Origin of the sequence: Kitasatospora sp. NPDC094016, assembly GCF_040304045.1 — a bacterium.
Classification (GTDB): domain Bacteria; phylum Actinomycetota; class Actinomycetes; order Streptomycetales; family Streptomycetaceae; genus Kitasatospora.
Genome location: NZ_JBEOUK010000016.1, coordinates 92,988 through 116,353 on the forward strand (window position 1 = coordinate 92,988; position 23,366 = coordinate 116,353).

The window sequence follows — 23,366 nt, forward strand, 5'->3', positions numbered from 1 at the left end:
AGCGATCCCTCTGGATCGCCGCCGCCCGTTCCGCCTGCTACTACCGGTCCACCCGCCGTGGCAACGGACATGCCTCGGCTTCCTCCTATCGTACGGGGAAGCGCCCAGGTGAGCAGAAACGGGCAGGTCGGGCGGGATCAAGATCACAGCCAGGCCACCCGTTCGTCACCCGGTGTTCGCTTCCCGACCGGTTCCGGCGGGCCCGGGGAACGGGCTCACACGCTCCAGCCCACGTCCTGGAAGCGCGGCCAGCCGTACCCCCAGACCCCGGCGCCCGCGACGCCCGCCCGGACGCCGACCAGCTCGGGCCGCTGGTAGAGCGGCACCGAGTGGCCGAGCTGCCAGATCCGCACGTCCGCCTCCTGGAGCAGGCCGAGCCGGGCGGCCGGGTCGAGCTCGGCGGTGGCGCGGTCGAAGAGCCGGTCGATCTCCTCGGTTCCGCTGCGGGCGTAGTTGCTGCCGACGTCGAGGGTGCCGTCGGCGTCGGGCCGGGGCTTGGCGTAGACGGGCCGCTGCTCGCTCGCCGGGCTGGTGCCGGCGGGCCAGGAGAACAGGGCGAGGTCGTACTCCCCGGCGGCCAGCTGCTCCTGGACGAAGGTGTCGGCGGACGCGGTCACGGCCTTCACCTCGACCCCGGACTCGCCGAGGTCGGCGGTGAGCGCGTCGGCGGTGCGCTTGGCGGTCGCGGAACCGGCCGGGACGAGCAGGGTGAGGGTGAGCTCCTTGTCGTCCTTGGTGCGGGTGCCGCCGGTGTCGGGCCGCTTCCAGCCCGCCTCGTCGAACAGCCGGGCGGCGTCGGCCGGGCCGGCGGCCGCGCTGTTGTCGCGGTAGCCGTCCTGGTCGCCGGCGAGCAGGTGGCTGCCCAGCGGGGCGCCGGGCAGGCCGAGCGGGGTGAGCGCGGCGTCGGCGATCCGCCGCCGGTCGACGGCGCGGGTCAGGGCGAGCCGCAGGGCCGGGTCGGCGAGCGGGCCGTGGGCGGAGTTGAGGGTGAGCTGGGTGAGCGAGGCGCCGACGGCCCGGTGCACGATGACGCCGTGCAGTCCCTCGGCCCGCCGCAGGGCCAACGCCGCGGCCTCGGGCGCGGCGGGCGGGGGCGCCGCCTCGGCGGTCGGCGTATCCGAGGTGCCCGGGGAGGAGGTCGGCGTGGCGGAGGCGGCCGGAGCGGGCGCGGGTACCGCCTGGTCCACCGCCGCGGTGAGCGGGGCGATGTCCAGCCGGTTCTGGTCGAGCGCGTCCATCCGGCCCTCCGGCGGCGCGGCGATGAACTCGATCCGGTCGGTCTTCGGCTGGTCCCCCCACCACCGCGGGTTGCGGGCGAGGACGACCTGCCCACCCGCGGCGTCGTACCCGGAGACGGTGTAAGGCCCGGCGCTCAGGTGCTCTCCGCCGGTCAGCGGCCGGTTGAACGCGGCCGGGGTGGCCGTCTCGGCCGCCGGGTAGAGCGGGCCGAACAGCGAGCGCCATTCGGCGTACGGGCGCCGGAAGGTCACCCGGACTTCGTGCGGGTCGGCGCCCTGGGCGATCGCGTCGATGGCGTCGTACCCGGCCGGGTGGCCGCCCTGGTAGGCCGGGTCGAGGCCGGAGAGGGCGGCCCGCTGGGCGGTCAGGTCGGCGGCCGTGATCGGGGTGCCGTCGCTCCAGACCGCGCGCGGGTTGAGCCGGTAGGTGACGACCTGCGGCTGCTGCCCGGGCGGGGTGGACTCGGCGCCGGCCAGGTAGTCCGGGTCGGGGACGAGCCGGCCGTGCCCGTCGGGCCGGAACAGCGAGGGGTAGAGGGCGTGCGCGAGCAGCGCCGAGTCGGCGGTCGCGTCGCCCTGGTAGACGTTGAGCGTGGCCGGGACGCCGTCCACGGCCCAGCGCAGCCTGCCGCCGCCCCGCACCGCGGTGCGGTCGGCGACCCGGACGTCCCCGGTGCCGGAGGTGCGGTCGGCCGAGGCCGGCGCGGGGTCGGGGGTACGGGCCGGATCCGGGCCGTCGGAGCAACCGCCGAGGCCGGCGGCGAGCAGCAGCGCGACGGCTGCGGAGGTGAGCTGGCGGACGCGCATGGCGGCCATGGAACGCCGTCCGGGCGCCCGGGCCCGGGCCGACACGGCGGACCGCCCGCCGACTGCACCCGGACGGCCGAACCGCGACCGTCCTGGGCCGGGCCTAGAGGCCCAGCTCGAACCAGACGATCTTGCCCTTGGGCGTCCGCCGGCTGCCCCAGCGCTCGGCCAGCAGGCTGACCAGTTGCAGGCCGCGCCCGCCCTCGTCGGTCTCCTGGGCGCGCCGCTGCCGGGGCTGGGCGTAGCCGTCGTCCCAGACCTCGCAGACCAGGCCGCGATCGCGCAGCAGCCGTAGCCGGATCTCGCCCCGGCCGTGCTTGAGCGCGTTGGTGACCAGTTCGCTGACCAGCAGCTCGGTGGTGTCCACGAGCTCCTCCAGGCCGCGGGTCAGCAGCCAGCTGCAGGCCAGCTCGCGGGCCTTGGCGACGGAGGTGGGCTCGGGCGGCAGGAACCAGTTGCCGACGGCGTCCTCGGGGAAGGCGTGCACCTTGGCCATCAGCAGGGCGATGTCGTCCTCGCCGTGGTGCGGGTTGAGCTCGCCGAGGACGTGCTCGCAGAGCTCTTCGAGGCCCTTGCCCTTGGCCGACAGCGCGGTGCGGAAGCCGCGCAGGCCCTCGTCCAGCTGGTGCTTGCGGCTCTCCACCAGGCCGTCGGTGTAGAGGCCGAGGATGGCTCCGTCCGGGAGGGTCAGCTCGACCTCCTCGAAGGGCTCGCCGCCGACGCCGAGCGGCAGGCCGGGCGGGACGTCGAGCATCCGGGCGGGTTCGCCGGGGCTGAGCAGGACGGGCGGCAGGTGGCCGGCGTTGGCGATCCAGCAGCGCCGGGTGACGGCGTCGTAGACCGCGTAGACGCAGGTCGCCAGGTAGACCTCGCGGGCCTCCTCGTCGGCGGCGGAGGTGAGCCGGCCGTACGGGGTGGGCGGGCCGGCCGGCACGGTGTCGCCGCCGAGGCCGCGGGCGATCTCGTCGAGGGCGGTGAGCACCTCGCCGGGCTCCAGATCGAGCATGGCGAGGGTGCGGACGGCGGTGCGCAGCTGGCCCATGGCGACGGCGGCGCGCAGGCCGCGACCCATCACGTCGCCGATGACCAGGGCGGTGCGGTTGCCGGGCAGCGGGATGACGTCGAACCAGTCGCCGCCGACCTCGGTGTTGTTGTTGCTGGGCAGGTAGCGGCAGGCGATCTCCAAACCGCTGGCGGCCGGGTTGCCCGGGGGCAGCAGGCTGCGCTGGAGGATCAGGGCGCGCTCGTGCTCGCGGCGGTAGAGCCGGGCGTTGTCGATGCAGACGGCGGCGCGGGCGACGAGTTCCTCGGCGATGGCGACGTCGCGGGCGTCGAAGGGCTCGCTGCCGATCGCGCGGGAGAGCTGGACGAGGCCGAGCACCTGGTCGCGGGCGACCAGCGGGACGATCAGGGTGGAGCGCAACAGCGGGTCGGGCCCGGGCTCGGGGACGACGCTGCGCCCGGTGCGCAGCGCCCGGGCGTGCGGGGAGCGTCGCGGGTAACAGAGGGTGCCGCCGGCCTCGGCGATGGGCAGGCCGGTGACCGAGCCGAGCACCGAGGAGGCGCCGCCGATGACGCTGGAGACGGCGACCCGGCGCAGCTCGCCGCTACCGTCGGTGAGCACGGTGTCGCCGAGCCGGCCGGCGCTGGGCACGGACTCGCCGGAGAGCAGCGCGGTGTACAGGTCGACGGTGGCGAGGTCGCAGAACGGCGGGACGACGACGTCGAGCAGTTCCTTGGCGGTGGTCTCCAGGTCGAGGGTGGAGCCGATGTGCGCGCTGGCCTCGTTGAGCAGGGCGAGGTTGCGGCGGACGCCGTCGGCCTCGCGCTCGGCGACGTGCCGGCTGGTGACGTCGGAGACCTGCCCGGCGACGCCGATCGGCTGTCCGGCCGCGCCGTTGAGGCGGTACAGCGAGACGGCCCAGAGCCGGTTGCCCTCGCGGGTGGGGACGGCGCCGTGGAAGCGCAGGTCGAAGACGGGCTCGCCGGTGGCGAGGACCTTGCGCAGGGCGGCGGTGAGGCGGTCGGCCTCGGACGGCGGGAAGAGGTCGTGCGGGGTGAGGCCTTCGAGGTCGGTGGGGACCAGGCCCATGCCGGAGGCGAAGGCGTCGTTGACCCGCTGGAGGCGCAGCCGGTCGTCGAACAGGATGAAGCCGGTGGGCGTCTGCCCGAAGACGGCCTCGGAGGCGGCGAGGTCGGTCTCGACCCGGCGCAGCCGGCCGAGGTCGACGGCCAGGCAGGTGGCGCCGGCGGCGGGCAGGGCGCTGTCGGGCATCAGGTAGAGCTCGGCGAGGCCCTCGCCGCCGACGGCGTCCCGGTAGGGGGTGGTGCCGACCCACTCCTCACCGGCCAGGGCGCGTTCCAGCCGGGCGCGGCCGCGCTGCCAGAGCTCGCGGGGGACGAAGGTGGTGATCGGATCGGCGCCGACGGCGTCGGGGGCGGGGACGCCGAAGAACTCGGCGGCGCGCTCGCTCCACTGGCTGATCCGGCCGTCGGGGCCGATGGTGAAGGTGGCGACCCGGATGTAGTCGTAGATCGACCCGGGGCCGCCCGCGCCCCACGGGTGGCCCGCGGCCCCCGGGTGGTGACCGGGGCCCACGGGGCCGGCGTCGGGCGGGTCCGCCGGTACGGGCAGGTGCGGTGAACCGGCCTGCCCGGGCACGACAGCATGACCGCTGCTGCTCGGCGCGTTCCGCGCCGGGGTGCTGTTCAACGGACCGACCCCTCCAACCCGCGACCGTCCGGATGTCGAGAAGACCGAGTATTCATCATCGAGGGGTACGTTCACACGCCCTCAACATCACAACATCAGATCGGGCGAAGGTTTTTGTCCTACCGCCCGCGCAACCACAATGCCACGTCCGCGCCCCCTTCCGGGCTGCGCGCTCCCCCCGGCCACCTGCTGGCATATGCGGTCCCGCCCTCCTCGCCCCCGCTCGGGCTCGCGCCCCCGACCCGCTGCGCTCCCTATGACTCGTCGGGCTCATTACCCGGCAGCGCCTGCTCGAACCAGACCACCTTGCCGATGCCCTCGGCCCGCGCACCCCAGTGCAGCGCCAGGCGGCGGACCAGTTCCAGGCCCCGGCCGCCCTCGTCGGCCTCGGCCGCGTGCCGCTCCCGGGGCGGCTCGGGCAGCGGGTCGGAGATCTCGACCAGCAGCGTCTCGCCGAGCGTCAGCCGCACGCCGATGGGGGCGCTGGCGTACCGGACGGCGTTCGTGACCAGCTCGCTGACCAGCAGCTCCGCGGTGTCGGTGAGCTCCTCGACACCCCACTCGGCGAGCGTGGAGCGGACCAGCCGGCGGGCCCGGGAGACGGCGGTGGGCTCGGCGGGCAGGGTCCAGCCGGCCGTCGGGGTGCCGGCCTGGCCGTGGCCGAGCCGGGCCAGCAGCAGCGCGACGTCGTCCGGCTCGCGGCCCTGCTCCATGGTGTCGAGCACGGCCTCGCAGGCGGCCTGGATGGAGGCGTGCGACTCCTGGAGCACGGTGACCAGCCGGCCGAGGCCGACGTCGAGGTCCTTGTCCCGGGACTCGACCAGGCCGTCGGTGCACAGGGCGAGCAGGCTGCCCTCGGGGATCTTCAGTTCGACGGATTCGAACGGGACGCCGCCGACGCCGAGCGGGGCACCGGAGGGCAGGTCGAGGATCCGGCCGGCGCCGCCGTGCAGCGGGCCACCGGTCCGGGTCGGCTCCCCGCCCTCCTCGCCCGGCACCACCAGGACGGGCGGGATGTGCCCGGCCTTGGCGACGGTCAGTCTGGCCGTCCCCGGGTCGAACACCGCGTAGACGCAGGTGGCGAGCAGCGCCTCGTCCGGGCCCTGGGCCAGGTCGTCGGCCAGCTCGTGGACGTGCCGCAGCAGGACGTCCGGCGGCAGGTCGAGGGCGGCCAGCACCCGGACGGCGGTGCGCAGCCGGCCCATGGTGGCGGCGGCCCGCAGGCCGTGGCCCATCACGTCGCCGACCACCAGCGCGGTGCGGTCGCCGGGCAGCGGGATGACGTCGAACCAGTCGCCGCCGACCTCGGCGCCGCTGCTGCCGGGCACGTACCGGTAGGCGACCTCGACGCCGGTGGGCTGCGGGACCTGCTGCGGGAGCAGGGTGCGCTGGAGGGTGAGCGCCGCGGTGCGCTCGCGGGCGTACAGCCGGGCGTTGTCCAGCGAGCTGCCGGCCCGGTCGGCCAGCTCGACGGTGAAGGCCAGGTCGTCCCGGTCGAAGCCCTCCCGGTAGCCGGCCCGGCTGACCAGCAGCAGGCCGATCACGATGCCGCGGGCGCGCAGCGGGACGACCAGCATGGAGTGCACGCCCAGGTCGTGGGCGGCCTGCGTCTTCGGGTCGCCGGGGTACGTCACTTCGTCGAGCTGGTCCGCGCCGGAGAGCAGTTCGGGGACGCCGGTGCGCAGCACCCGGCCGCAGGCGGAGTCCTCGGCGAAGGTGATCCGGGCGCCGCGGCGGAGCATCACCTCGACCTCGGGGCCGTCCTGGACGGAGGCGGTGCCGAGCTGGAGCAGCGAGGTGCGGCGGTCGTGGCCGTGCCGGGGCAGGTCGTCGCCGTGCGCGACGGCCTGCAGCAGGATCACCGCGGAGTGGTCGGTGAGCCGGGGGACGACGGAGCTGGCGAGCTCCTGGGCGATCCGGGCGGCGTCGAGCAGGTCTCCGACCCGGGAGCCGAACTCGTTGAGCAGCGAGAGCCGGCGCCGGGCGTGCTCGACCTTGGCGACGGCGCGGTAGCGCTCGGTCACGTCCATCACGGTGCCGGAGATGCCGAGCACCCGGCCGGAGCGGTCGGTCATCCGGCTGTAGGAGATCGAGCGGTAGCCGGAACGGGCGGTGACCGGGGAGGCGAGGGTGACGTCGATGACCGGCTCGCCGGTGGCCAGCACCTGGCGCTGGATCGCGGTGACCTCGTCGGCGGCCCGCTCGGGCAGGGTCTCGCCGGTGGTCCGGCCGACGTGGTCCTCCAGGGCGACGCCGTTCATCTCGGCCAGGGTCTGGTTGACGGCGGTGTAGCGCAGCTCGGTGTCCATGATCGCGATGCCCAGCGGGGACTGCTCGAACAGCGCGTCCCGGACGGCGAGGTCGTGCTCGACGGCCCGGACGGCGGCCGCCTCGGCCATGTTGACCTGGAGGAACGGGGTGCCGTCGCCGTCCACCAGGAGGGAGATCCGGGCGTCCACCGCGATCGGCACGCCGTCCCGGTCGCGCAGTTCGGCGTTGCCGGCCCAGCGGCCGTGGCGCAGGGTGTCCTGGATCGCGGCCCGGATCCGGCCGACCTGCTCCTGGTCGGGGATCAGCTCGTCGATCCGGCGGCCGACCAGCAGCTCGTTCGGCCAGCCGAGCAGTTCCTCGGCCGCCGGGCTCCAGAGCACCACCCGGCCCGCGGTGTCCAGGATCGCGATGGCGACCTTCAGCATGTCGAGCAGGCTGCCCTCGGCCGGCGCGCCGGTGCCGTACGGGGCGTCGGACGGCCCGCCGGGGAACGGCCGGGTGGGCCGGCTGCGCAGGCCGGGCTGGGGGCCCGGGTCGGAGACGGGGACGGCCAGGGTCGGCGCCGGCTGGTCGGCGGGCCTCAGGGCTTCGGGGGCGTCGGCGGCGTCCCGCCGCCGGCGGCCGGCCGGCGGCTGCGGGGCGGCGGGCCGGGCGCCCCGGCGCAGCCGGGCGCGGGCGGCTGCGCTCCCCGCGGCGCCTGTCCGCCGTGCTCCTCCGCCGCCGTTCCCGGTACTCGACACCGACGGGGCCTCCGGCTCTGGTCGGGATCGGCGTCGCCGGCTGGGGCGGCTCACCGATGGTGACGAATAGTGCCGAAAAGTGACATACCCAGCAGAACCCAGGCTATCCCGGCTGCTGGGTCGTCTTGTCTGATTGACCTACCCCGTACCCTGCGCGTCGCACACCGGCTCAGGCCGTCCTATGCGTCGAGCAACCGGGCGACGTGCGGCAGGACGTCGCGGTCGTGCTCGATCCAGTCGACGCTGTCCAGCTCGGCCGGGCCGAGCCAGCGCAGCTCGTCGTGGTCCTCCAGCGGACGGGGGTCGCCGGCCAGCAGCTCGGCCGCCCAGAAGCGCAGCTCCAGACCCGGCCGGACGGCCCACGCACCCGGCAGCCGCTCCAGCGCCCGCGCCCGGACGCCCAGTTCCTCCAGCAGCTCCCGCTCCAGCGCCTGCGCCTCGGTCTCGCCGGGCTCGGCCTTCCCGCCCGGGAACTCCCAGCGCCCCGCCACCGCCGCGGGCGCGCTGCGCCGGGCGGCGAGCACCCGGCCCCCGTGGATGAGGGCGCCGCCGACGACGATCCGGGGCTCGACGGGGTTCTCGCTCGCCTTGTCCATGGGCCCGACCTTAGGTCCTGTCCGACCCCTCGCCGTCCGCAGCGGCGGCCTCGGCCTCGACCCAGTACAGCTGCTTGTGGCCACGGGCCTCGAACTCGGCCGCCAGCCGCTCCGCCGCGACGCGGTCCAGCCCGGCCGCGACCAGGAAGCGGTTGCCGTTGTCGTCCTGCCGCATCACCCGAAATGCGCTCATGGCGGGGAGCGTATCCCCGGCCTGCGTGGGGGTCGGGCCGGGGATCCGCCCCCACGACGCTACGGGCGGCTCGCTACCGGCAGGTACGGGTGCGGTTAACGGCGGGTAACCCGGCCGCGCCCGGCGGCTCGGACCCGTCGGCGGATCAGCCCCGTCGGCGGCACAGACCCGTCGGCGGCACAGACCCCTCGGCGGCTCAGACCTGGAGGTCGGGCACCTGCTCGCCGGTGGACAGGCCGAGCCCGCGCCGGATCTCGATGCTGAGCGGCACCGACTTGGTCACCAGCGCCCGGGCCCGCCGGACGTCGCCCTCCAGGTCGTCACCGGAGGCCGCCGCGTCCCAGGCGGTGGCGGCCGCCTCCTGGGCCGCGGCCAGCTTGCGGACCGCCGGCTTGACCTCGGCCGGCCACGCCACCGACGCCTTGTTCAGCGCCGCGGCCTCCGCGTGGGAGGCGGTGGACATCCGCCGGGCCCAGGTCCGGTACTCGGTCGACGCGTCCGCGAAGCCCTTGCTCGGCTGCTCCGCGTAGGCGTCGTTGAAGCCCCGGACGGCCTCCAGGTAGGCCAGCTGGGCGGGGTTCAGGCTGCCCCGGTCGGTGCGGACCGTCCCCAGGTGCTCGCCGTCGCGGTCCTCGAACGCGCAGGTGACGTAGCGGTCACCGGACCTCCAGTTGCCCCGGGTCGGGTAGAGGTAGACGTCGTCCATGCCGTCCGGGATCGCCCACTGGTCGAGGGCGTAGTCGTCGAGCACCGTGCGGCACAGTTCGGCGGCCCGCAGGCGGACCGTCGCCTCACCCGGGTAGGACGGGCCGTCGCTCGCCGGGATGCGGACGGTACCGGCCACCTCGCCGTGGTGCGGGGCCGAGCACGGCACCCGGCGGACCCAGTAGAGCGTCTCGTCGCCGCCCTCGGGGTCGGCCCGGCTGCCGTTGTCGGGGGTGTTGTAGCAATCCCCGGACTTCAGCGCGGCCCACGGGACGGACCCGGCCGGGGCCTTCACGGACTGGCCGAACCGGCCGCCGCCGGGGGACTCGAAGGTCGAACCGGCCACGACGAGCGACAGCAGCACCGTACCGACCACGCCGAGCACCAGGCCGGTCACCGCCATGCCGAAGCCGCGCTCCTTGCGGCGATTGATCTGGACCAGCGCGATGATGCCGAACACCAGGGCCACCGGCGCCACCACGATCAGGCCGGTCACCAGGGCGGCGACCGCGAAACCGTTGGTGACGGGGGCGGGCGGGGGGTAAGGGAAACCGGGCTGGAGACCGGGCCGGAGACCGGGCCGGAGGCCTGACTGCGCGGCGGGCGGCACCGACGCCCAGCCGCCGGCGGGCAGCGGCGGGGGCGGGGGCTGCGGCGGGGCCTGCGACCGGGACTGCGACGGCAGGGGCGCGGCCCACGGGTTGGCGGGCGCGGGCGGGAGGGGCGGCACGGGCGGGGCGGTTTCGGGCGCGGACGGGGCGGCGGGGCCGGGCTGCGCCTGCTGTTCCGGCTGGTCCGCCCGCTCCGGCTGCTCCGACTGCCCCGCCCGCTCGGCCGGCTTCGCCGGCGCGGCCTCGTGGGCCGGTGTGCGGGGATCGACCGCGGGCGACTCCGGCCCCGGCGCGGGCCGCTCGGACGCAGGCTTGGACACGTGGACTCCCCCGGCCCGCCGGTACGGGCATCGACTCGACAGCTCGACTCGTCGGCTCGCCCCCTCCAGCAGCGGGCCGGACGGGCCCGAACGGCCCCGGTACGAGCGGACGCGCGACTTTACCCGATCTTTCCGAACGCCCGCGCGACCGTTTCGCCCGCCCCGCCGCCCGGCCCCGCCCTCAGCCCGTCGCCGGCCCGGCCCCCGGTCAGCCGCGCGCCAGGATCTCACCGTGCAGCATGGAGAACCAGCCGTCCCCGGCGGCGCTCCACTCCTGCCAGCCGGCCGCGATCCGCGCCAGTTCGGCCTGGTCCGCGAAGCCCCGCTCCACCGCCGTCCGGCCGATCGCGGAGCCGGTCACCCGGTCCGCCCACATCCCGCCCCACCAGGCGCGCTGCTCGGGCGTCGCGTACGTCCAGGTGGTGGCGCTCGCGGCGATGTCGGTGAAGCCCGCCGCCCGCGCCCAGGACAGCAGCCGCCGCCCGGCGTCCGGCTCACCGCCGTTGGCGCGGGCGATCCGCTCGTACAGCTCCAGCCAGCGGTCCAGCGCGGGCGCCTCGGGGAACCAGGTCATCGACGCGTAGTCGACGTCCCGGGCCGCGACCACACCGCCAGGCGCCGCGACCCGGCGCATCTCGCGCAGCGCGGCCACCGGGTCGGCCACGTGCTGCAGCACCTGATGGGCGTGCACCACGTCGAACTCACCCTCCTGATAGGGCAGTCCGTGGACATCGGCGACCTCGAACACGACATTGGACAGGCCCCGGCCGGCCACGTACGCGGCGGCCTGCTCCAGCACCTCCGCGGAGGTGTCCACGGCCACCACGCGACCGCCCGGGCCGACCAGCTCGGCCAGGTCGGCGGTGATCGTGCCGGGCCCGCAGCCGATGTCCAGCAGCGCCTGCCCGGGGCGCAGTTCGGTCAGCAGGTAGGCGGCCGAGTCGGCCGCCGTCCGGGAGCGGTGCGAGCGCAGCACGGCCTCCTGGTAGCCGTGGGTGTAGACGGTCTCGGGCTGCTGTCCGGTCATGGTGTCCCCCTGGGGAGTGGTCGGTTTCCGCGACGCCTCCGACGCTAGTGGACGTTCCGCATTTCGAGAAGATTCGTCTCACCTGTCGATCATCCGGCGACCGCAGCACCCCCGTCGGCCGTACCGTGGGGGCGCACCCGACAGAACGGTCCCCCCGCCCATGCCCGGCCAGCGCCCCTTCGTCCTGCTGAGCGCCGCGATGTCCCTCGACGGCCACCTCGACGACGCCTCCCCCGACCGCCTGCTGCTCTCCAACCGGGCCGACTTCGACCGGGTCGACGCCGAACGCGCGGCCGCCGACGCCGTCCTGGTCGGCGGCAACACGCTGCGCGCCGACAATCCGCGCCTACTGGTCAACGACCCCGCACGCCGGGCCGCCCGGCTCGCGGACGGCCGCGCCGAGTACCCGCTGAAGGTGACGCTCAGCGCGAGCGGCGCGCTCGACGCGGGCCTGCGCTTCTGGCACACCGGCGGCGCCCGGCTCGCCTACACCACGGACGCCGGCGCGACCGCGCTGCGGCCCCGCCTGGACGGGCTGGCCGAGGTGGTCGCGCTCGGCGGCGAGGTGGACCTCGGCGTGGTGCTGGACGATCTGGGCGCGCGCGGGGTGCGCCGGCTGATGGTCGAGGGCGGCGGCGGCGTGCACACCCAGTTCCTGGCCCAGGGCCTGGCGGACGAGCTCCAACTGGCGGTCGCCCCGCTGCTGGTCGGCCAGGCCGAGGCGCCGCGGTTCGTCCGCCCGGCCGCGTTCCCGGGTGGCCCGGCCCGGCGGATGCGCCTGCTGGAGGCACGTACGGTGGGCGACGTCGTCCTGCTCAGGTACGCCCCGAAGGAGCCCGCCCCGTGACCGGAGCCCGTCCCGTGACCACCGACCTCGACCACCTGCGCCGGGCCGTCGAGCTCTCCCGCCGCTGCCCGCCGTCCGCGACGGCCTTCTCGGTCGGCGCGGTGATCGTCGGCGCCGACGGCGAGGTGCTGGCGGAGGGCTACAGCCGGGAGGGCGACGCGCACGACCACGCCGAGGAGGCGGCCCTCGGCAAGCTCCCGGCCGGCGACCCTCGGCTGCGCGGGGCGACCGTCTACAGCTCGCTCGAACCGTGCGGACAGCGCGCCTCGCGGCCCGCGCCGTGCGCCCGGCTGCTGATCGCGGCGGGCGTGCCGCGGGTCGTGGTGGCCTGGCGCGAGCCGGACCTGTTCGTCACCGACTGCCAGGGCACGGCCCTGCTGGCGGCCGCCGGGGTCGAGGTGGTGGAGCTGCCGGAGCTCGCCGAGGCGGCCCGCACGGTCAACGCCCACCTGCTCGGCTGATCTTTTGTATCATCGGGGAACAAAGAGCTCGTCCTTCCTTGCCCGAGGAGCAGCCCCATGCCCGCCACACCCCTCAAGCTGACCGCTCGCGCCCTCCTCCTCGACATGGACGGCACCCTGGTCAACTCCGACGCCGTGGTCGAGCGCTGCTGGCACCGCTGGGCCGAGCAGCACGGACTCGACCCCGTCGCCGTGCTGGCCGTCGCCCACGGCCGCCAGGGCCACGCGACGATGGCCGAACTACTGCCCGACCGCCCGGTGGAACTCAACCTCGCCGACAACCAGCGGATGCTCGCCGCCGAACGCGCCGACACCGACGGCGTCGTCCCGATCCCCGGCGCCGGCGCCTTCCTCGCCGCCCTGGACGGCCTGCCGCACGCCCTGGTCACCTCCGCCGACGAAGCGCTCGCCCGGGTCCGGATGGGCGCCGCCGGCCTGCCGCTGCCGCCCGTCCTGGTGACCGCCGAGTCCGTCGGCGCCAGCAAGCCCGACCCGGAGGGCTTCCTCAAGGGCGCCGCCGCCCTCGGCTTCACCCCCGCCGACTGCCTCGCCTTCGAGGACTCCGACGCCGGCATCACAGCCGCCCGGGCCGCCGGCATCCGCGTCATCGGCATCGGCCCCCGCGCCACCGCCCACCACCCGGACGCCCACGCCGACACCCTCGCCGCCGTCACCGTGACCACCACCCCGGACGGCACCCTGACCGTCACCATCCACCCCTGACCGATCCGGCCGCCCGACTGCGAGGCCGCCCGACCACGCCGTCTGCACGATCGACGACGGGGAGTTGGTGATCCGGGTCGTCCACGGGGGACATCGATCCACCGCTTACGAGGCCCGCTGACCGCGGACCCGGCGCCAGAACACCAGCACCCGTCCAGCACCGCGACACGGAAGGGGGTCGGACTCGACAGAGCCCGACCCCCTTCCGACCTGCACGCCCGAACAACCAGGCCATGTGCAGCGCGCCCGGACAGGGGAGGGTCAGTAGTGGTACCGGGCGGCGAGGACGATGATCTCTTCGTCCGTGACCAGGTAGACGAGCCGGTGCTCGTCATCGATCCGCCGCGACCAGGCCCCTGGCAGGTGGTACTTCAGCGGCTCGGGCTTGCCGATCCCGGCGAACGGGTCACGCAGGACGTCCTCGATGAGCTTGTTGATCCGGGCGAGCATCTTGCGATCGCTCTTGAGCCAGGACGTGTAGTCGTCCCAGCCCTGTTCTTCGAAGACGAGCCTCACTCGGCACCCCGCCCGGCATCAGCCGAGTCGGGGTCGATGAGCACACGCTCGGAGAGCCCTATACCGTTCAGCGCATTGTCGTACGCCTTGAGCAGGCGACGGGCATTCGCCGGCGAACGCAGCAGGTACGAGCCCTCGCGCAGGGCGGCGTAGTCCTCGGCGGAGACGAGCACGGCGTTTCCGTGCTTGGACACGATCTCGATCGCGTCGTGGTCCTCGTTGACCTTCTTGATCAACGGGAAGAGATCCCTGCGGGCCTCGCTCGCGGTGATGGACATGACGCGTACCCCCTTTGGCGAGTGGTACCAAATAACGTACCACTCAGACAGGGCTTCCGGACGACCGACACCGGAAGGGTCCCCGAAAGTCAGCACCGAGTCAGCGCGAGAACAAGGAGAGGGCTGGACCCCATGGAGTCCAGCCCTCTCCGACCTGCATGTTTGCCAAATTAAATGACATGCAGCAATAGCTTGATCACACGTTGAAGCGGAACTCCACCACGTCGCCGTCCTGCATGATGTATTCCTTGCCCTCGATGCGGGCCTTGCCCTTGGAGCGGGCCTCGGCGATGGAGCCGGTCTCGACCAGGTCGGCGAAGGAGATCACCTCGGCCTTGATGAAGCCCTTCTGGAAGTCGGTGTGGATGACTCCGGCGGCCTCGGGGGCGGTGGCGCCCTTCTTGATGGTCCAGGCGCGGGTCTCCTTGGGGCCTGCGGTGAGGTAGGTCTGCAGGCCGAGGGTGTCGAAGCCGACCCGGGCGAGGGTGGCGAGGCCGGGCTCCTCCTGGCCCATCGACTGGAGCAGCTCCAGGGCCTCGTCGTCGTCGAGCTCGATCAGCTCGGACTCGATCTTGGCGTTGAGGAAGATCGCCTCGGCCGGGGCGACCAGCTCGCGCTGGAGGTTCTTGAAGTCCTCGTCGGCCAGCTCGGCCTCGTCCACGTTGAAGACGTAGAGGAAGGGCTTCGCGGTCAGCAGGTGGAGGTCACGGATCGGGGTGGTGTCGAAGCCGGCCTCGAAGAGGGTCTTGCCGGTCTCCAGGACCGCCTGCGCGGCCTCGGCGGCGGCCAGCACGGGGGCGGTCTCCTTCTTCAGGCGCGCCTCCTTCTGGAGCCGCGGCAGGACCTTCTCGACGGTCTGGAGGTCGGCCAGGATCAGCTCGGTGTGGATGGTCTCGATGTCGTCCTTGGGCGACACCTTGCCGTCCACGTGCACCACGTCCGGGTCGGTGAAGGCACGCACGACCTGGCAGATCGCGTCCGACTCGCGGATGTTGGCGAGGAACTTGTTGCCCAGTCCCTCGCCCTCGCTGGCGCCGCGCACGATACCGGCGATGTCGACGAAGTCGACGGTGGCCGGGAGGATCCGCTGGGAGCCGAAGATCTCGGCGAGCTTGGCCAGCCGCGCGTCCGGGACACCGACGACGCCGACGTTCGGCTCGATGGTGGCGAACGGGTAGTTGGCCGCCAGCACGTCGTTCTTGGTCAGGGCGTTGAACAGGGTCGACTTGCCGACGTTCGGCAGGCCGACGATTCCGATCGTGAGCGACATGAAGCGCAGTCCCGTGGGCTTGGAGGAGTTGGGTCGGCACCGTGCGGGCCGACCCCCAAGTCTACGGGCAGCGCCTCACGCCCCGGTCGCCGCCGGGAGGGGCGCCAGGAACTCCGCGCCCGGGTGGCTGGGCCGGACAGGTCAGGCAGCTGAACGACGATCACATCAGCACTCCGCCAGGAGACACGGGGCAAGACCTGAACGGTCCATTACACAGTGTGGCGATGATCGGACCGTACGTTGGGCGGGTGGAGCAGAGCATCCGTACCCAGCCGCCAGGGCCCAGACGCCGACCGCCGACCGGCGCGGCCGGGGCCGCCGTCCCCGGGCCCGGCCGGGCTCCCGAGACCGCCGGAGCCCCCGCCGCCGCCCCTGCCGCCCGGCTACGCCCGGTAGCCGGGCCGCCCGCCGTCGCCCGCCCGGCCACCCCCAGGCTTCGGTTGCGGCTGCCGCTGCGCGGACGCGCCGAGGCCCCGCTGTACGGGCGGCGCCGGACCGGGCGGCCGACCCGGCTGACCGCCATCGGCACGGGCGTGGCCGCCATGCTGGCGACGCTCGCCGTCGCGGGCCTGGACCGGCTGCTGTTCGACGGCCTCGGCTGGCTGTTCGGCGTCGGCTACCTGGCCGTCTGCTTCCAGCTGGCCGTCCGGGTGCGCTACGTCGACCTGCTGGCCGCACCGATCAGCGGGCCGATCGCCTTCGCGCTGGCACTGCTGCTGCTCGGGCCGGTCACCTCCTCGGGCGTCACCGCCCAGGTGGTGGCGCTGGCGACCGGGCTGGCGCTGCGGGCCGGCTGGCTGTTCTCCGGCACCGGGCTGGCCGCGCTGATCGTGCTCGCCCGGTTCGTGGCCCAGCGCCGGATCCAGCGCTCCCGCTGAGCGGTGCCTCGGGCGGGCGGCCTCAGCCCGCCGCCCGGGCCGCCGCCATGGCGGCGCCGACGATGCCCGCGTCGTTGCGCAGCTCGGCCGGCACCACCCGCGCCTCCCGCTCCCGCAGCAGCGGCAGGAACTTCTCGTGCTTGCGGCTCACCCCGCCGCCGATCACGACCAGCTGCGGCGAGAACAGCATCTCGACCAGGTCCAGGTACTCGTCGACCCGCCCGGCCCACTGCTCCCAGGTCAGCCCGTGACGTTCCTTGGCGGCCGAGGAGGCCCGACGCTCGGCGTCCTTGCCGCGCAGTTCCAGGTGACCCAGCTCGGTGTTGGGCACCAGCACGCCGTCCACGAAGAGCGCGCTGCCGATGCCGGTGCCGAAGGTGAGCACCAGCACCACGCCCGACTGGTCGCGCCCGGCGCCGTGCACGGTCTCGGCGAGCCCGGCCGCGTCGGCGTCGTTGAGCACGGTCGCGGGCAGGTCGAGCGCCTCGCGGAACAGGCCCGCTGCGTCCAGGCCGATCCAGCCCTTGTCCACGTTGGCGGCGGTTCTGGTCCGGCCGTCGACCACCACGCCGGGGAAGGTGAGCCCGACCGGGCCCTGGTGGTCGAACTGGCGGACCACCTCGCGGACGGCGGCGACCACGGCCTCGGGGGCGGACGGCTGCGGGGTGAGCACCTTGTACCGCTCCTGGGCCGGCACGCCCCGGGCGAGGTCGACCGGAGCGCCCTTGATGCCCGAACCGCCGATGTCCACGCCGAATACCGCCGCCATCACGTCCACCCTCCGCCGGGGCCGCGGACCGCTTGTCCACAGCCTGTGCACAAAACTACGAGAGGGCACGGGTGGACGCACAGCAGAAAACCCGGCAACCCCGAGGGGGTGCCGGGCTCTGCGCGAAAGGGCCCGGGAGCGATCCGGGAGCGATCCGGGAGCGGCCCCGGGCTCGGCCCTACAGCTTGCCCGCCGCCTCGGCGCGCAGGTCGCGGCGCAGCTCCTTGGGCAGCGAGAAGGTCAGGTGCTCCTCGGCGGTCTTGACCGTCTCGACCGTGTCGTAGCCGCGCGCGGCCAGCCACTCCAGCACGCCCTCGACCAGGATCTCCGGGACGGAGGCGCCGCTGGTCAGGCCGACCGTGCCGACGCCCTCCAGCCAGGACTCCTGGACCTCCTCGGCGAAGTCCACCAGATGGGCGGCCTTGGCGCCGTACTCCAGGCCGACCTCGACCAGGCGGACGGAGTTGGAGGAGTTCTTGGAGCCGACCACGATCAGCAGGTCGGTCTCGGGGGCCATCTGCTTGACCGCGACCTGGCGGTTCTGGGTGGCGTAGCAGATGTCGTCGCTGGGCGGGCTGACCAGCGCCGGGAAGCGCTTCTTCAGCTCGCCGACGGTGGCCATGGTCTCGTCCACCGACAGAGTGGTCTGGGACAGCCAGACGACCCGGGACTCGTCCTGGACCCGCACGTTGGCGACGTCCTCGGCGCCGTCCACCAGGTGGATCCGGTCCGGGGCCTCGCCCATCGTCCCGACGACCTCCTCGTGGCCCTCGTGGCCCACCAGCAGGATGTCGAAGCCCTCGTCGGCGAAGCGCACGGCCTCCTTGTGCACCTTGGTGACCAGCGGGCAGGTGGCGTCGATGGTGGCCAGCCGGCCGGCCTTCGCCTCGTCGTGGACGGACGGCGCGACGCCGTGCGCGGAGAAGACCACGATCGAGCCCTCGGGCACCTCCTCCGTCTCGTCGACGAAGATCGCGCCCTTCTTCTCCAGGGTCTGCACCACATACTTGTTGTGGACGATCTGCTTGCGGACGTAGATGGGCGCCCCGTACTGCTCCAGGGCCTTCTCCACGGCGATCACGGCGCGGTCTACACCCGCGCAGTAGCCCCGGGGGGCGGCGAGCAGGACACGGCGCGGCGCGGTGTTGGACATGGCTCCATCGTACGGGCGGCGCCGAGCCGCGCCGACGGGAGGCGCTTTCCGGACAGACCCGGTCGTCGGTGCTCAAATGTGGTGTCTATGAGCTCTGCGAACGGGCAAACGGAACCGGGCGGCCTGCGCCGCAGCCTGAGCGTCCGCGACCTGATGGTCTACGGCCTGCTGTTCATCGCTCCGATGGCACCGGTCGGCGTGTTCGGCGTCCTGGACGCCAGGAGCCACGGCGCCGTCGCCACCGTCTACCTGGCCGCGACCGTCGCGATGGGTTTCACCGCCTTCTCGTACGCCCAGATGGTGCGCGCGGTGCCGCAGACCGGCTCGGTGTTCGCCTACGCGCGGGCCGGGCTGGGCGAGGGGCCCGGGTTCGTCGCCGGCTGGATGGCGATGCTCGACTACCTGCTGATCCCGGCGGTCGCCTACCTGTTCTCCGGGATCGCGCTGAACTCGCTGGTGCCCGGGGTCTCCCGCTGGGTGTGGACGGCGCTCGCGGTGGTGCTGACCACCGCGCTCAACCTGATCGGCGTACGGACGGCGGCCGTGGTCGGCTTCGCGGTGCTCGCCCTGGAGATCGCGGTGCTCGCGGTGTTCGTCGCCGCGGCCGTGGTGGCACTGGTCCAGGGCGGCGCCCGGCGCGGCTGGGACACCCCGTTCACCGCCGTCGGCGCCTTCTCGCTGACCGCGGTGATCTCGGCGGTGTCCGTCGCGGTGCTCTCCTACCTGGGCTTCGACGCGATCGCCACCTTCGTCGAGGAGGCGGTCGGCGCCTCGGCGGCGGTGGCCCGGGCCGTGCTCTGGTGCCTGGCACTGGCCGGGGTGCTGTTCGTCGCCCAGACCTACCTGGCGGCACTGCTGGAGCCGCTGGGCCCGCAGCAGCTGGCGGCCGACCCGGCGGCGCAGGGCTCGGCCTTCTACGACACGGTGGAGAGCGGGGTCGGGCACTGGCTGCACGTCCTGGTGGCGGCCAGCAAGGCGATCGGCGCGGCCTTCGCGGCGCTGGCCGGGCAGGCGGCGGCCGGGCGGCTGGTCTACGCGATGGGCCGGGAGGGGCGGCTGCCGCGCGTGCTCGGTACGGTCGACCCGGCCACCGCGGTGCCGCGCCGGGCGCTGCTGGCGGCCGCGGTGATCACGATGGCCGCGGCGGTCTGGGCGGCCGACCGGGACGACGGGCTGGACCAGCTGACCTCGGTGGTCAACGTGGGCGCGCTGACCGCCTTCGCGCTGCTGCACGCCTCGGTGATCGGCTGGTACACGGTGCGGCACGGCTCCCGGGACCGGGTGCGGCACCTGCTCGTCCCGGCCCTGGGGATCGCGGTGATCGCCGCGGTGGTCTACGAGGCCTCGACGACCGCGCAGCTCGTCGGGCTGATCTGGCTGGCGGTCGGGCTGGTGGTGCTGGGTGTCCAGGGCTCCCCCACTCCGGGCGGCCCTGTCGGCCGACGCCGATAGGGCCTGTCTGCCGGCGCCGCTAGCCTCGTACGCATGGCCAACACCAGCTCCCCCGAAGCCCCGATCCCGGTCGGCAAGGTCTCCGCGCTGATCGGCGGCTGGATCGACCGGCTCGGCGCGGTCTGGGTGGAGGGGCAGATCACCCAGCTCAGCCGCCGGCCGGGGGCGGGCGTGGTGTTCCTGACCCTGCGCGACCCGCAGGCGGACGTGTCGCTCACGGTGACCTGCTTCCGCTCGGTGTTCGACCAGGTCGCGGAGGTGGTGCAGGAGGGCGCGCGGGTCGTCGTGCACGCCAAGCCGGAGTGGTACGCGGCGCGCGGGCAGCTGTCGCTGCGGGCCTCGGAGATCCGGCCGGTCGGGCTGGGCGAGTTGCTGGCCCGACTGGAGCAGCTGAAGCGGCGGCTCGCCGGGGAGGGCCTGTTCGCGGCCGAGCGCAAGCGGCCGCTGCCGTTCCTGCCCCAGTGCGTCGGGCTGGTCACCGGGCGCGGCTCGGCGGCCGAGCGGGACGTGCTGGAGAACGCCCGGCGGCGCTGGCCGGCCGTCCGCTTCGAGGTGCGCAACGTCCCGGTGCAGGGGGTCAGCGCGGTGGAGCGGGTGAGCGCGGCCGTCCGGGAGCTTGACGAGCACCCCGAGGTGGACGTGATCATCGTGGCCCGCGGCGGCGGCAGCGTCGAGGACCTGCTGCCGTTCTCGGACGAGGGGCTGGTGCGGCTGGTCGCGGCCGCCCGTACCCCGGTGGTCAGCGCGATCGGGCACGAGCCGGACCAGCCGCTGCTGGACTTCGTCGCCGACCTGCGCGCCTCCACCCCGACCGATGCCGCCAAACGGGTGGTTCCGGACGTCGGCGAGGAGCTGGCCAAGGTCCGCCTGCTGCGGGACCGTGCCCGGCGGCACGTCCTCGGCCGGGTCGAGCGCGAGCAGCACGGGCTGGACGGCGTGCGCAGCCGCCCCGCGCTGGCCGCCCCGCACCGGATGCTGGACGGGCGCGGCCAGGAGGTCACCGCGCTGCTGGAGCGGGCCCGGCGCACCCTGCGGCACCGGCTGGACCACGCGCAGAGCGACCTCGGGCACACCCTCGCCCGGGTGGTCGCGCTGTCCCCGGCGGCCACCCTGGAGCGCGGCTACGCGGTGCTCCAGCGGACGGACGGCACGGTGGTGACCGACCCGGCGCAGGTCACGGCCGGCGAGGAGCTGCGCGCCCGGGTCGCGGGCGGGGCCTTCGACGTCGCGGTGGCGGACGGTCAGGGCTCGTAGGACCGCCCGGCGCCACGGTGGACGACGGTCAGGCCTCGTGGGAGCGCTGCCGGGAGAGCGCGCGGGAGTGCTCGCCGAAGCCGAGGCTGCGGTAGAGCGCCTCGCCGCCGCTGCTGGCGTGCAGGTCGATCCGGCCGACCCGCTGGTCGTCGAACCAGTCCAGCAGCGCCTCGGTGCAGGCCCGGGCGTAGCCGCGCAGCCGGTGGCCGGGGTCCGTGCAGATGTTGAAGACGAAGCCGAACCGGCCGTCCGGGTTTCCCGGTGAGGGCAGCCGGTGCTCCAGCGTGCCGACCGCGCAGGCGGCGAGCCGGCCGGGCCGCCGCGGGTCGTCCACCACGAAGGACTGCATGGTCAGTTCCCCGGCCGGGGCGGCGAGGCGCTCGCGCAGTATCCGCTCGGCGGTGGCCTGCCAGGGCCCCGGCCCGGTCAGGCCGGCCATGCTGGGCATCGCCTCGAACATCAGGTCGCGCAGCCGGACGAGCTCGGGGGCGTCGGCCGGGGCGGCGGGTCGGACCGTGATCATGCGGCGGAGGGTAGCGCCGCCGGCCGGCCGGCTGCATCCGATTTCGCCGTGGCCTTCACCTGCCGCCTTCACCTGCCGCCTTCGCCCGCGGCCTCACCCCGCCACGGCCGTTGCGCCGGTGCCGCGCCGGCTCTGTCGGCTCCAGCCCCTACGCTGGCACGCATGGCAGAGCAGCAGGAGCAGCAGGACGCGGCGGCGCCGACCCCGGACGACGCGCTGGGCTACGAGCACGCCCGGGACGCGCTGCTGGAGGTGGTCCGGCAGCTGGAGAACGGCGGGACGTCGCTGGAGGAGTCGCTGGCGCTGTGGGAGCGCGGCGAGCAGCTGGCGAAGGTGTGCCAGCGCTGGCTGGACGGCGCCCGGGCCCGGCTGGACGCGGCGCTGGCCGCCGAGGAGGACGGGGCCGCGGACGGGCAGTGACGCGGCTCACAGCGGGCCGGGGAATCGTTGAATCTTCATCCATGTTGAGATGGTGTGACCGGCCGCGGCCGGTCAATCCGACGAACCCCCCTCCCGCATGAGGTGCAGACAAGCATGACCACCGACGCCCTGGTACTCGACGCCGCCGCTCAGGACCTGCTGTTCCGCGAGGCCCGCACCGCGAACACCTTCACCGACGAGCCGGTGACCGAGGAGCAGGTCCAGGCCATCTACGAGCTGGTCAAGTACGGCCCGACCGCCTTCAACCAGCAGCCGCTGCGCGTCGTCCTGGTCCGCTCGACCGAGGGCCGCGAGCGCCTCGTCCAGCACCTGGCGGACGGCAACAAGGCCAAGACCAGCACCGCCCCGCTGGTCGCCATCCTCGCCGCGGACAACGAGTTCCACGAGGAGCTGCCGACCCAGTTCCCGCACTTCCCGCAGGCCAAGGACGTGTTCTTCTCCGAGCGCACCGTCCGCGAGCGCTCCGCCTCGCTGAACGGCGCGCTGCAGGCCGCCTACTTCATCATCGGCGTGCGCGCCGCCGGCCTGGCCGCCGGCCCGATGACCGGCTACGACGCCGAGGGCATCAACAAGGAGTTCTTCGGCGACGGCGAGCACTCGGTGCTGGCCGTGGTCAACATCGGCAAGCCGGGCGACGAGGCGTGGTTCCCGCGCTCGCCGCGCCTGGAGTACGACCAGGTCGTCACCACGGTCTGATCCGCCGTACGCGAGAGGGCCCGCACCGGTTCGTCCGGTGCGGGCCCTCTCCGTATGCGCACGGGGGCGTTCGGGGTCGTACGGGCGCGTCCGCGGGGCGTTCGCGGGGGCGTACGGAGCCCTTCCCCCCAGGGCCGCCCGGGGGGAAGGGCTACTTGAGCGCCTGGGCCAGCTCGGCCAGTTCCTCATAGGAGGCGGTGCCGGTGAGCACGGTGGTCGCGTCGCCGGTCTGCACGGTCAGGGCGCGGGACTTCTCGCCCTGCACCCGCTCCCAGGTGCGCCCGGCGACCTCCGAGGTGCCGTCCGGCTTGCCGCCCGCGATCTTGTCGGCCAGCAGCGCGTCGCGCGGGACGTCGCTCTGCTCGACCGCCGCGTACTGGCCGGACGGCGTGACGAAGCCCAGGTGCCAGGCGTTGCCCTTGCCCTTGCTGATCGCGGCCGGCTGGTAGCCGACCGAGGTGGCCCGCCACTGGTCGGACAGCCCGTCCGGGGAGAGCAGCGGGTACGGCGCGCCGCGCTTCGCGGAGGCCGCCGCCACCTTGTACTCGACCACGTGCACCGGGTCGCTGTTCGCGTCGTGCGGAAGGAACAGGTACCCGATCCAGACCACGGCGCCGACCGCCAGCATCGACAGGACCATGTCCCGTACGGTCTCCCGGCCCCTCATGCGTTTGCTCTCTCCAGCCACCCCCACATGGTGACTCATCCCTACGGCGGTACGGCCACCCGGGGTGCCCGCGTACGGGTGAAGCGGGACGAACCGACCTTGTCGGGCCCCGGGTGGCGACCCGCGCCACAGACAGTCATCTCATAGGCAGATACGATCGCAGGACCCTCACCACGGCGTTCGACCAGGCAGTAGTCGGGCGCTTACTGGCCGTCGC

General features: G+C 74.2%; 20 protein-coding genes and 1 pseudogene. 7 read left to right on the forward strand and 14 right to left on the reverse strand.

Features of this window, described 5'->3' with window-relative positions; all coding sequences use genetic code 11:
• Positions 1-215: 215 nt before the first annotated feature.
• From ABT015_RS17600 to ABT015_RS17630, 7 genes are all read right to left on the reverse strand, one after another.
• Positions 216-2,045 (reverse strand): ABC transporter family substrate-binding protein, encoded by a 1,830-nt coding sequence (locus tag ABT015_RS17600; protein WP_350879931.1) that lies wholly within the window; start codon positions 2,043-2,045, stop codon positions 216-218.
• Positions 2,046-2,148: 103 nt separating this feature from the next.
• On the reverse strand, positions 2,149-4,758 hold the full coding sequence (locus ABT015_RS17605) for a SpoIIE family protein phosphatase (protein ID WP_402454706.1): 2,610 nt from the start codon (positions 4,756-4,758) through the stop codon (positions 2,149-2,151).
• Positions 4,759-5,012: 254 nt separating this feature from the next.
• Positions 5,013-7,769, reverse strand: coding sequence for a SpoIIE family protein phosphatase (locus ABT015_RS17610; RefSeq protein ID WP_350879932.1), 2,757 nt, complete (start codon positions 7,767-7,769; stop codon positions 5,013-5,015).
• 179 nt (positions 7,770-7,948) lie between these two features.
• Positions 7,949-8,365, reverse strand: a complete 417-nt coding sequence (locus ABT015_RS17615; RefSeq protein WP_350879933.1) for an NUDIX domain-containing protein — start codon at positions 8,363-8,365, stop codon at positions 7,949-7,951.
• Between the two features lie 10 nt (positions 8,366-8,375).
• On the reverse strand, positions 8,376-8,558 hold the full coding sequence (locus ABT015_RS17620) for an SPOR domain-containing protein (RefSeq protein ID WP_350879934.1): 183 nt from the start codon (positions 8,556-8,558) through the stop codon (positions 8,376-8,378).
• Positions 8,559-8,754: 196 nt separating this feature from the next.
• Positions 8,755-10,194 (reverse strand): DUF4190 domain-containing protein, encoded by a 1,440-nt coding sequence (locus tag ABT015_RS17625; RefSeq protein ID WP_350879935.1) that lies wholly within the window; start codon positions 10,192-10,194, stop codon positions 8,755-8,757.
• A gap of 208 nt (positions 10,195-10,402) precedes the next feature.
• Complete coding sequence (locus tag ABT015_RS17630; protein WP_350879936.1) at positions 10,403-11,221, reverse strand: methyltransferase domain-containing protein; 819 nt, start codon at positions 11,219-11,221, stop codon at positions 10,403-10,405.
• A 160-nt stretch (positions 11,222-11,381) separates the two neighbouring features.
• Here ABT015_RS17630 and ABT015_RS17635 point away from each other — a divergent pair.
• Both ABT015_RS17635 and ABT015_RS17640 read left to right on the forward strand, forming a co-directional pair.
• Positions 11,382-12,529, forward strand: a pseudogene (locus tag ABT015_RS17635) (dihydrofolate reductase family protein).
• Between the two features lie 57 nt (positions 12,530-12,586).
• Positions 12,587-13,252 (forward strand): HAD-IA family hydrolase, encoded by a 666-nt coding sequence (locus ABT015_RS17640; RefSeq protein ID WP_350879937.1) that lies wholly within the window; start codon positions 12,587-12,589, stop codon positions 13,250-13,252.
• Positions 13,253-13,513: 261 nt separating this feature from the next.
• Here the strand turns inward: ABT015_RS17640 and ABT015_RS17645 are convergent, their stop codons facing one another.
• The 3 genes from ABT015_RS17645 to ychF all read right to left on the reverse strand — a co-directional run bounded on the left by ABT015_RS17645 (position 13,514) and on the right by ychF (position 15,316).
• Positions 13,514-13,768: a Txe/YoeB family addiction module toxin gene (locus tag ABT015_RS17645; RefSeq protein ID WP_350879938.1), complete on the reverse strand. Its 255-nt coding sequence runs from the start codon at positions 13,766-13,768 to the stop codon at positions 13,514-13,516.
• Positions 13,765-14,046 carry a type II toxin-antitoxin system Phd/YefM family antitoxin gene (locus ABT015_RS17650; protein WP_350879939.1) on the reverse strand — a complete coding sequence of 94 codons (282 nt, stop codon included), beginning with the start codon at positions 14,044-14,046 and terminating at the stop codon, positions 13,765-13,767. Before ABT015_RS17650 ends, ABT015_RS17645 begins: the two co-directional genes overlap by 4 nt.
• 196 nt (positions 14,047-14,242) lie before the next feature.
• Positions 14,243-15,316 (reverse strand): redox-regulated ATPase YchF, encoded by a 1,074-nt coding sequence (gene ychF / locus ABT015_RS17655; RefSeq protein ID WP_350879940.1) that lies wholly within the window; start codon positions 15,314-15,316, stop codon positions 14,243-14,245.
• A gap of 248 nt (positions 15,317-15,564) precedes the next feature.
• On the opposite strand from ychF, the gene ABT015_RS17660 reads away from it, so the two are divergent.
• Positions 15,565-16,194: a DUF6542 domain-containing protein gene (locus ABT015_RS17660; RefSeq protein ID WP_350879941.1), complete on the forward strand. Its 630-nt coding sequence runs from the start codon at positions 15,565-15,567 to the stop codon at positions 16,192-16,194.
• 22 nt (positions 16,195-16,216) lie between these two features.
• Here the strand turns inward: ABT015_RS17660 and ppgK are convergent, their stop codons facing one another.
• Positions 16,217-16,963 (reverse strand): polyphosphate--glucose phosphotransferase, encoded by a 747-nt coding sequence (gene ppgK, locus ABT015_RS17665; RefSeq protein WP_350879942.1) that lies wholly within the window; start codon positions 16,961-16,963, stop codon positions 16,217-16,219.
• Positions 16,964-17,141: 178 nt separating this feature from the next.
• Positions 17,142-18,116: a 4-hydroxy-3-methylbut-2-enyl diphosphate reductase gene (locus tag ABT015_RS17670; protein WP_350879943.1), complete on the reverse strand. Its 975-nt coding sequence runs from the start codon at positions 18,114-18,116 to the stop codon at positions 17,142-17,144.
• Positions 18,117-18,203: 87 nt separating this feature from the next.
• Between ABT015_RS17670 and ABT015_RS17675 the strand changes: the two genes are divergently transcribed.
• Positions 18,204-19,568 (forward strand): APC family permease, encoded by a 1,365-nt coding sequence (locus ABT015_RS17675; RefSeq protein ID WP_350879944.1) that lies wholly within the window; start codon positions 18,204-18,206, stop codon positions 19,566-19,568.
• Positions 19,569-19,601: 33 nt separating this feature from the next.
• Positions 19,602-20,822 (forward strand): exodeoxyribonuclease VII large subunit, encoded by a 1,221-nt coding sequence (gene xseA, locus ABT015_RS17680; protein WP_350879945.1) that lies wholly within the window; start codon positions 19,602-19,604, stop codon positions 20,820-20,822.
• A 28-nt stretch (positions 20,823-20,850) separates the two neighbouring features.
• On the opposite strand, the gene ABT015_RS17685 is transcribed toward xseA, so the two are convergent.
• Positions 20,851-21,345: a GNAT family N-acetyltransferase gene (locus ABT015_RS17685; protein ID WP_350879946.1), complete on the reverse strand. Its 495-nt coding sequence runs from the start codon at positions 21,343-21,345 to the stop codon at positions 20,851-20,853.
• A gap of 162 nt (positions 21,346-21,507) precedes the next feature.
• Between ABT015_RS17685 and ABT015_RS17690 the strand changes: the two genes are divergently transcribed.
• Positions 21,508-21,765 (forward strand): exodeoxyribonuclease VII small subunit, encoded by a 258-nt coding sequence (locus ABT015_RS17690; RefSeq protein ID WP_350879947.1) that lies wholly within the window; start codon positions 21,508-21,510, stop codon positions 21,763-21,765.
• Positions 21,766-21,879: 114 nt separating this feature from the next.
• Positions 21,880-22,482 carry a malonic semialdehyde reductase gene (locus ABT015_RS17695; protein WP_350879948.1) on the forward strand — a complete coding sequence of 201 codons (603 nt, stop codon included), beginning with the start codon at positions 21,880-21,882 and terminating at the stop codon, positions 22,480-22,482.
• Positions 22,483-22,633: 151 nt separating this feature from the next.
• Here the strand turns inward: ABT015_RS17695 and ABT015_RS17700 are convergent, their stop codons facing one another.
• Complete coding sequence (locus ABT015_RS17700; protein ID WP_063347978.1) at positions 22,634-23,149, reverse strand: DUF4245 domain-containing protein; 516 nt, start codon at positions 23,147-23,149, stop codon at positions 22,634-22,636.
• Positions 23,150-23,366: the final 217 nt, after the last annotated feature.

Bases quoted from the DNA above. Each gene is read 5' to 3' on its own strand.
- ABT015_RS17700 (WP_063347978.1), bottom strand. From the start codon at position 23,149: ATGAGGGGCCGGGAGACCGTACGGGACATGGTCCTGTCGATGCTGGCG.
- ABT015_RS17640 (WP_350879937.1), top strand. From the start codon at position 12,587: ATGCCCGCCACACCCCTCAAGCTGACCGCTCGCGCCCTCCTCCTCGAC.
- ABT015_RS17630 (WP_350879936.1), bottom strand. From the start codon at position 11,221: ATGACCGGACAGCAGCCCGAGACCGTCTACACCCACGGCTACCAGGAG.
- ABT015_RS17670 (WP_350879943.1), bottom strand. From the start codon at position 18,116: ATGTCCAACACCGCGCCGCGCCGTGTCCTGCTCGCCGCCCCCCGGGGC.
- ABT015_RS17675 (WP_350879944.1), top strand. From the start codon at position 18,204: ATGAGCTCTGCGAACGGGCAAACGGAACCGGGCGGCCTGCGCCGCAGC.
- ABT015_RS17615 (WP_350879933.1), bottom strand. From the start codon at position 8,365: ATGGACAAGGCGAGCGAGAACCCCGTCGAGCCCCGGATCGTCGTCGGC.
- ABT015_RS17650 (WP_350879939.1), bottom strand. From the start codon at position 14,046: ATGTCCATCACCGCGAGCGAGGCCCGCAGGGATCTCTTCCCGTTGATC.
- ABT015_RS17620 (WP_350879934.1), bottom strand. From the start codon at position 8,558: ATGAGCGCATTTCGGGTGATGCGGCAGGACGACAACGGCAACCGCTTC.
- ABT015_RS17690 (WP_350879947.1), top strand. From the start codon at position 21,508: ATGGCAGAGCAGCAGGAGCAGCAGGACGCGGCGGCGCCGACCCCGGAC.
- ABT015_RS17685 (WP_350879946.1), bottom strand. From the start codon at position 21,345: ATGATCACGGTCCGACCCGCCGCCCCGGCCGACGCCCCCGAGCTCGTC.
- ppgK (WP_350879942.1), bottom strand. From the start codon at position 16,963: ATGGCGGCGGTATTCGGCGTGGACATCGGCGGTTCGGGCATCAAGGGC.
- ychF (WP_350879940.1), bottom strand. From the start codon at position 15,316: ATGTCGCTCACGATCGGAATCGTCGGCCTGCCGAACGTCGGCAAGTCG.
- ABT015_RS17600 (WP_350879931.1), bottom strand. From the start codon at position 2,045: ATGCGCGTCCGCCAGCTCACCTCCGCAGCCGTCGCGCTGCTGCTCGCC.
- ABT015_RS17695 (WP_350879948.1), top strand. From the start codon at position 21,880: ATGACCACCGACGCCCTGGTACTCGACGCCGCCGCTCAGGACCTGCTG.
- xseA (WP_350879945.1), top strand. From the start codon at position 19,602: ATGGCCAACACCAGCTCCCCCGAAGCCCCGATCCCGGTCGGCAAGGTC.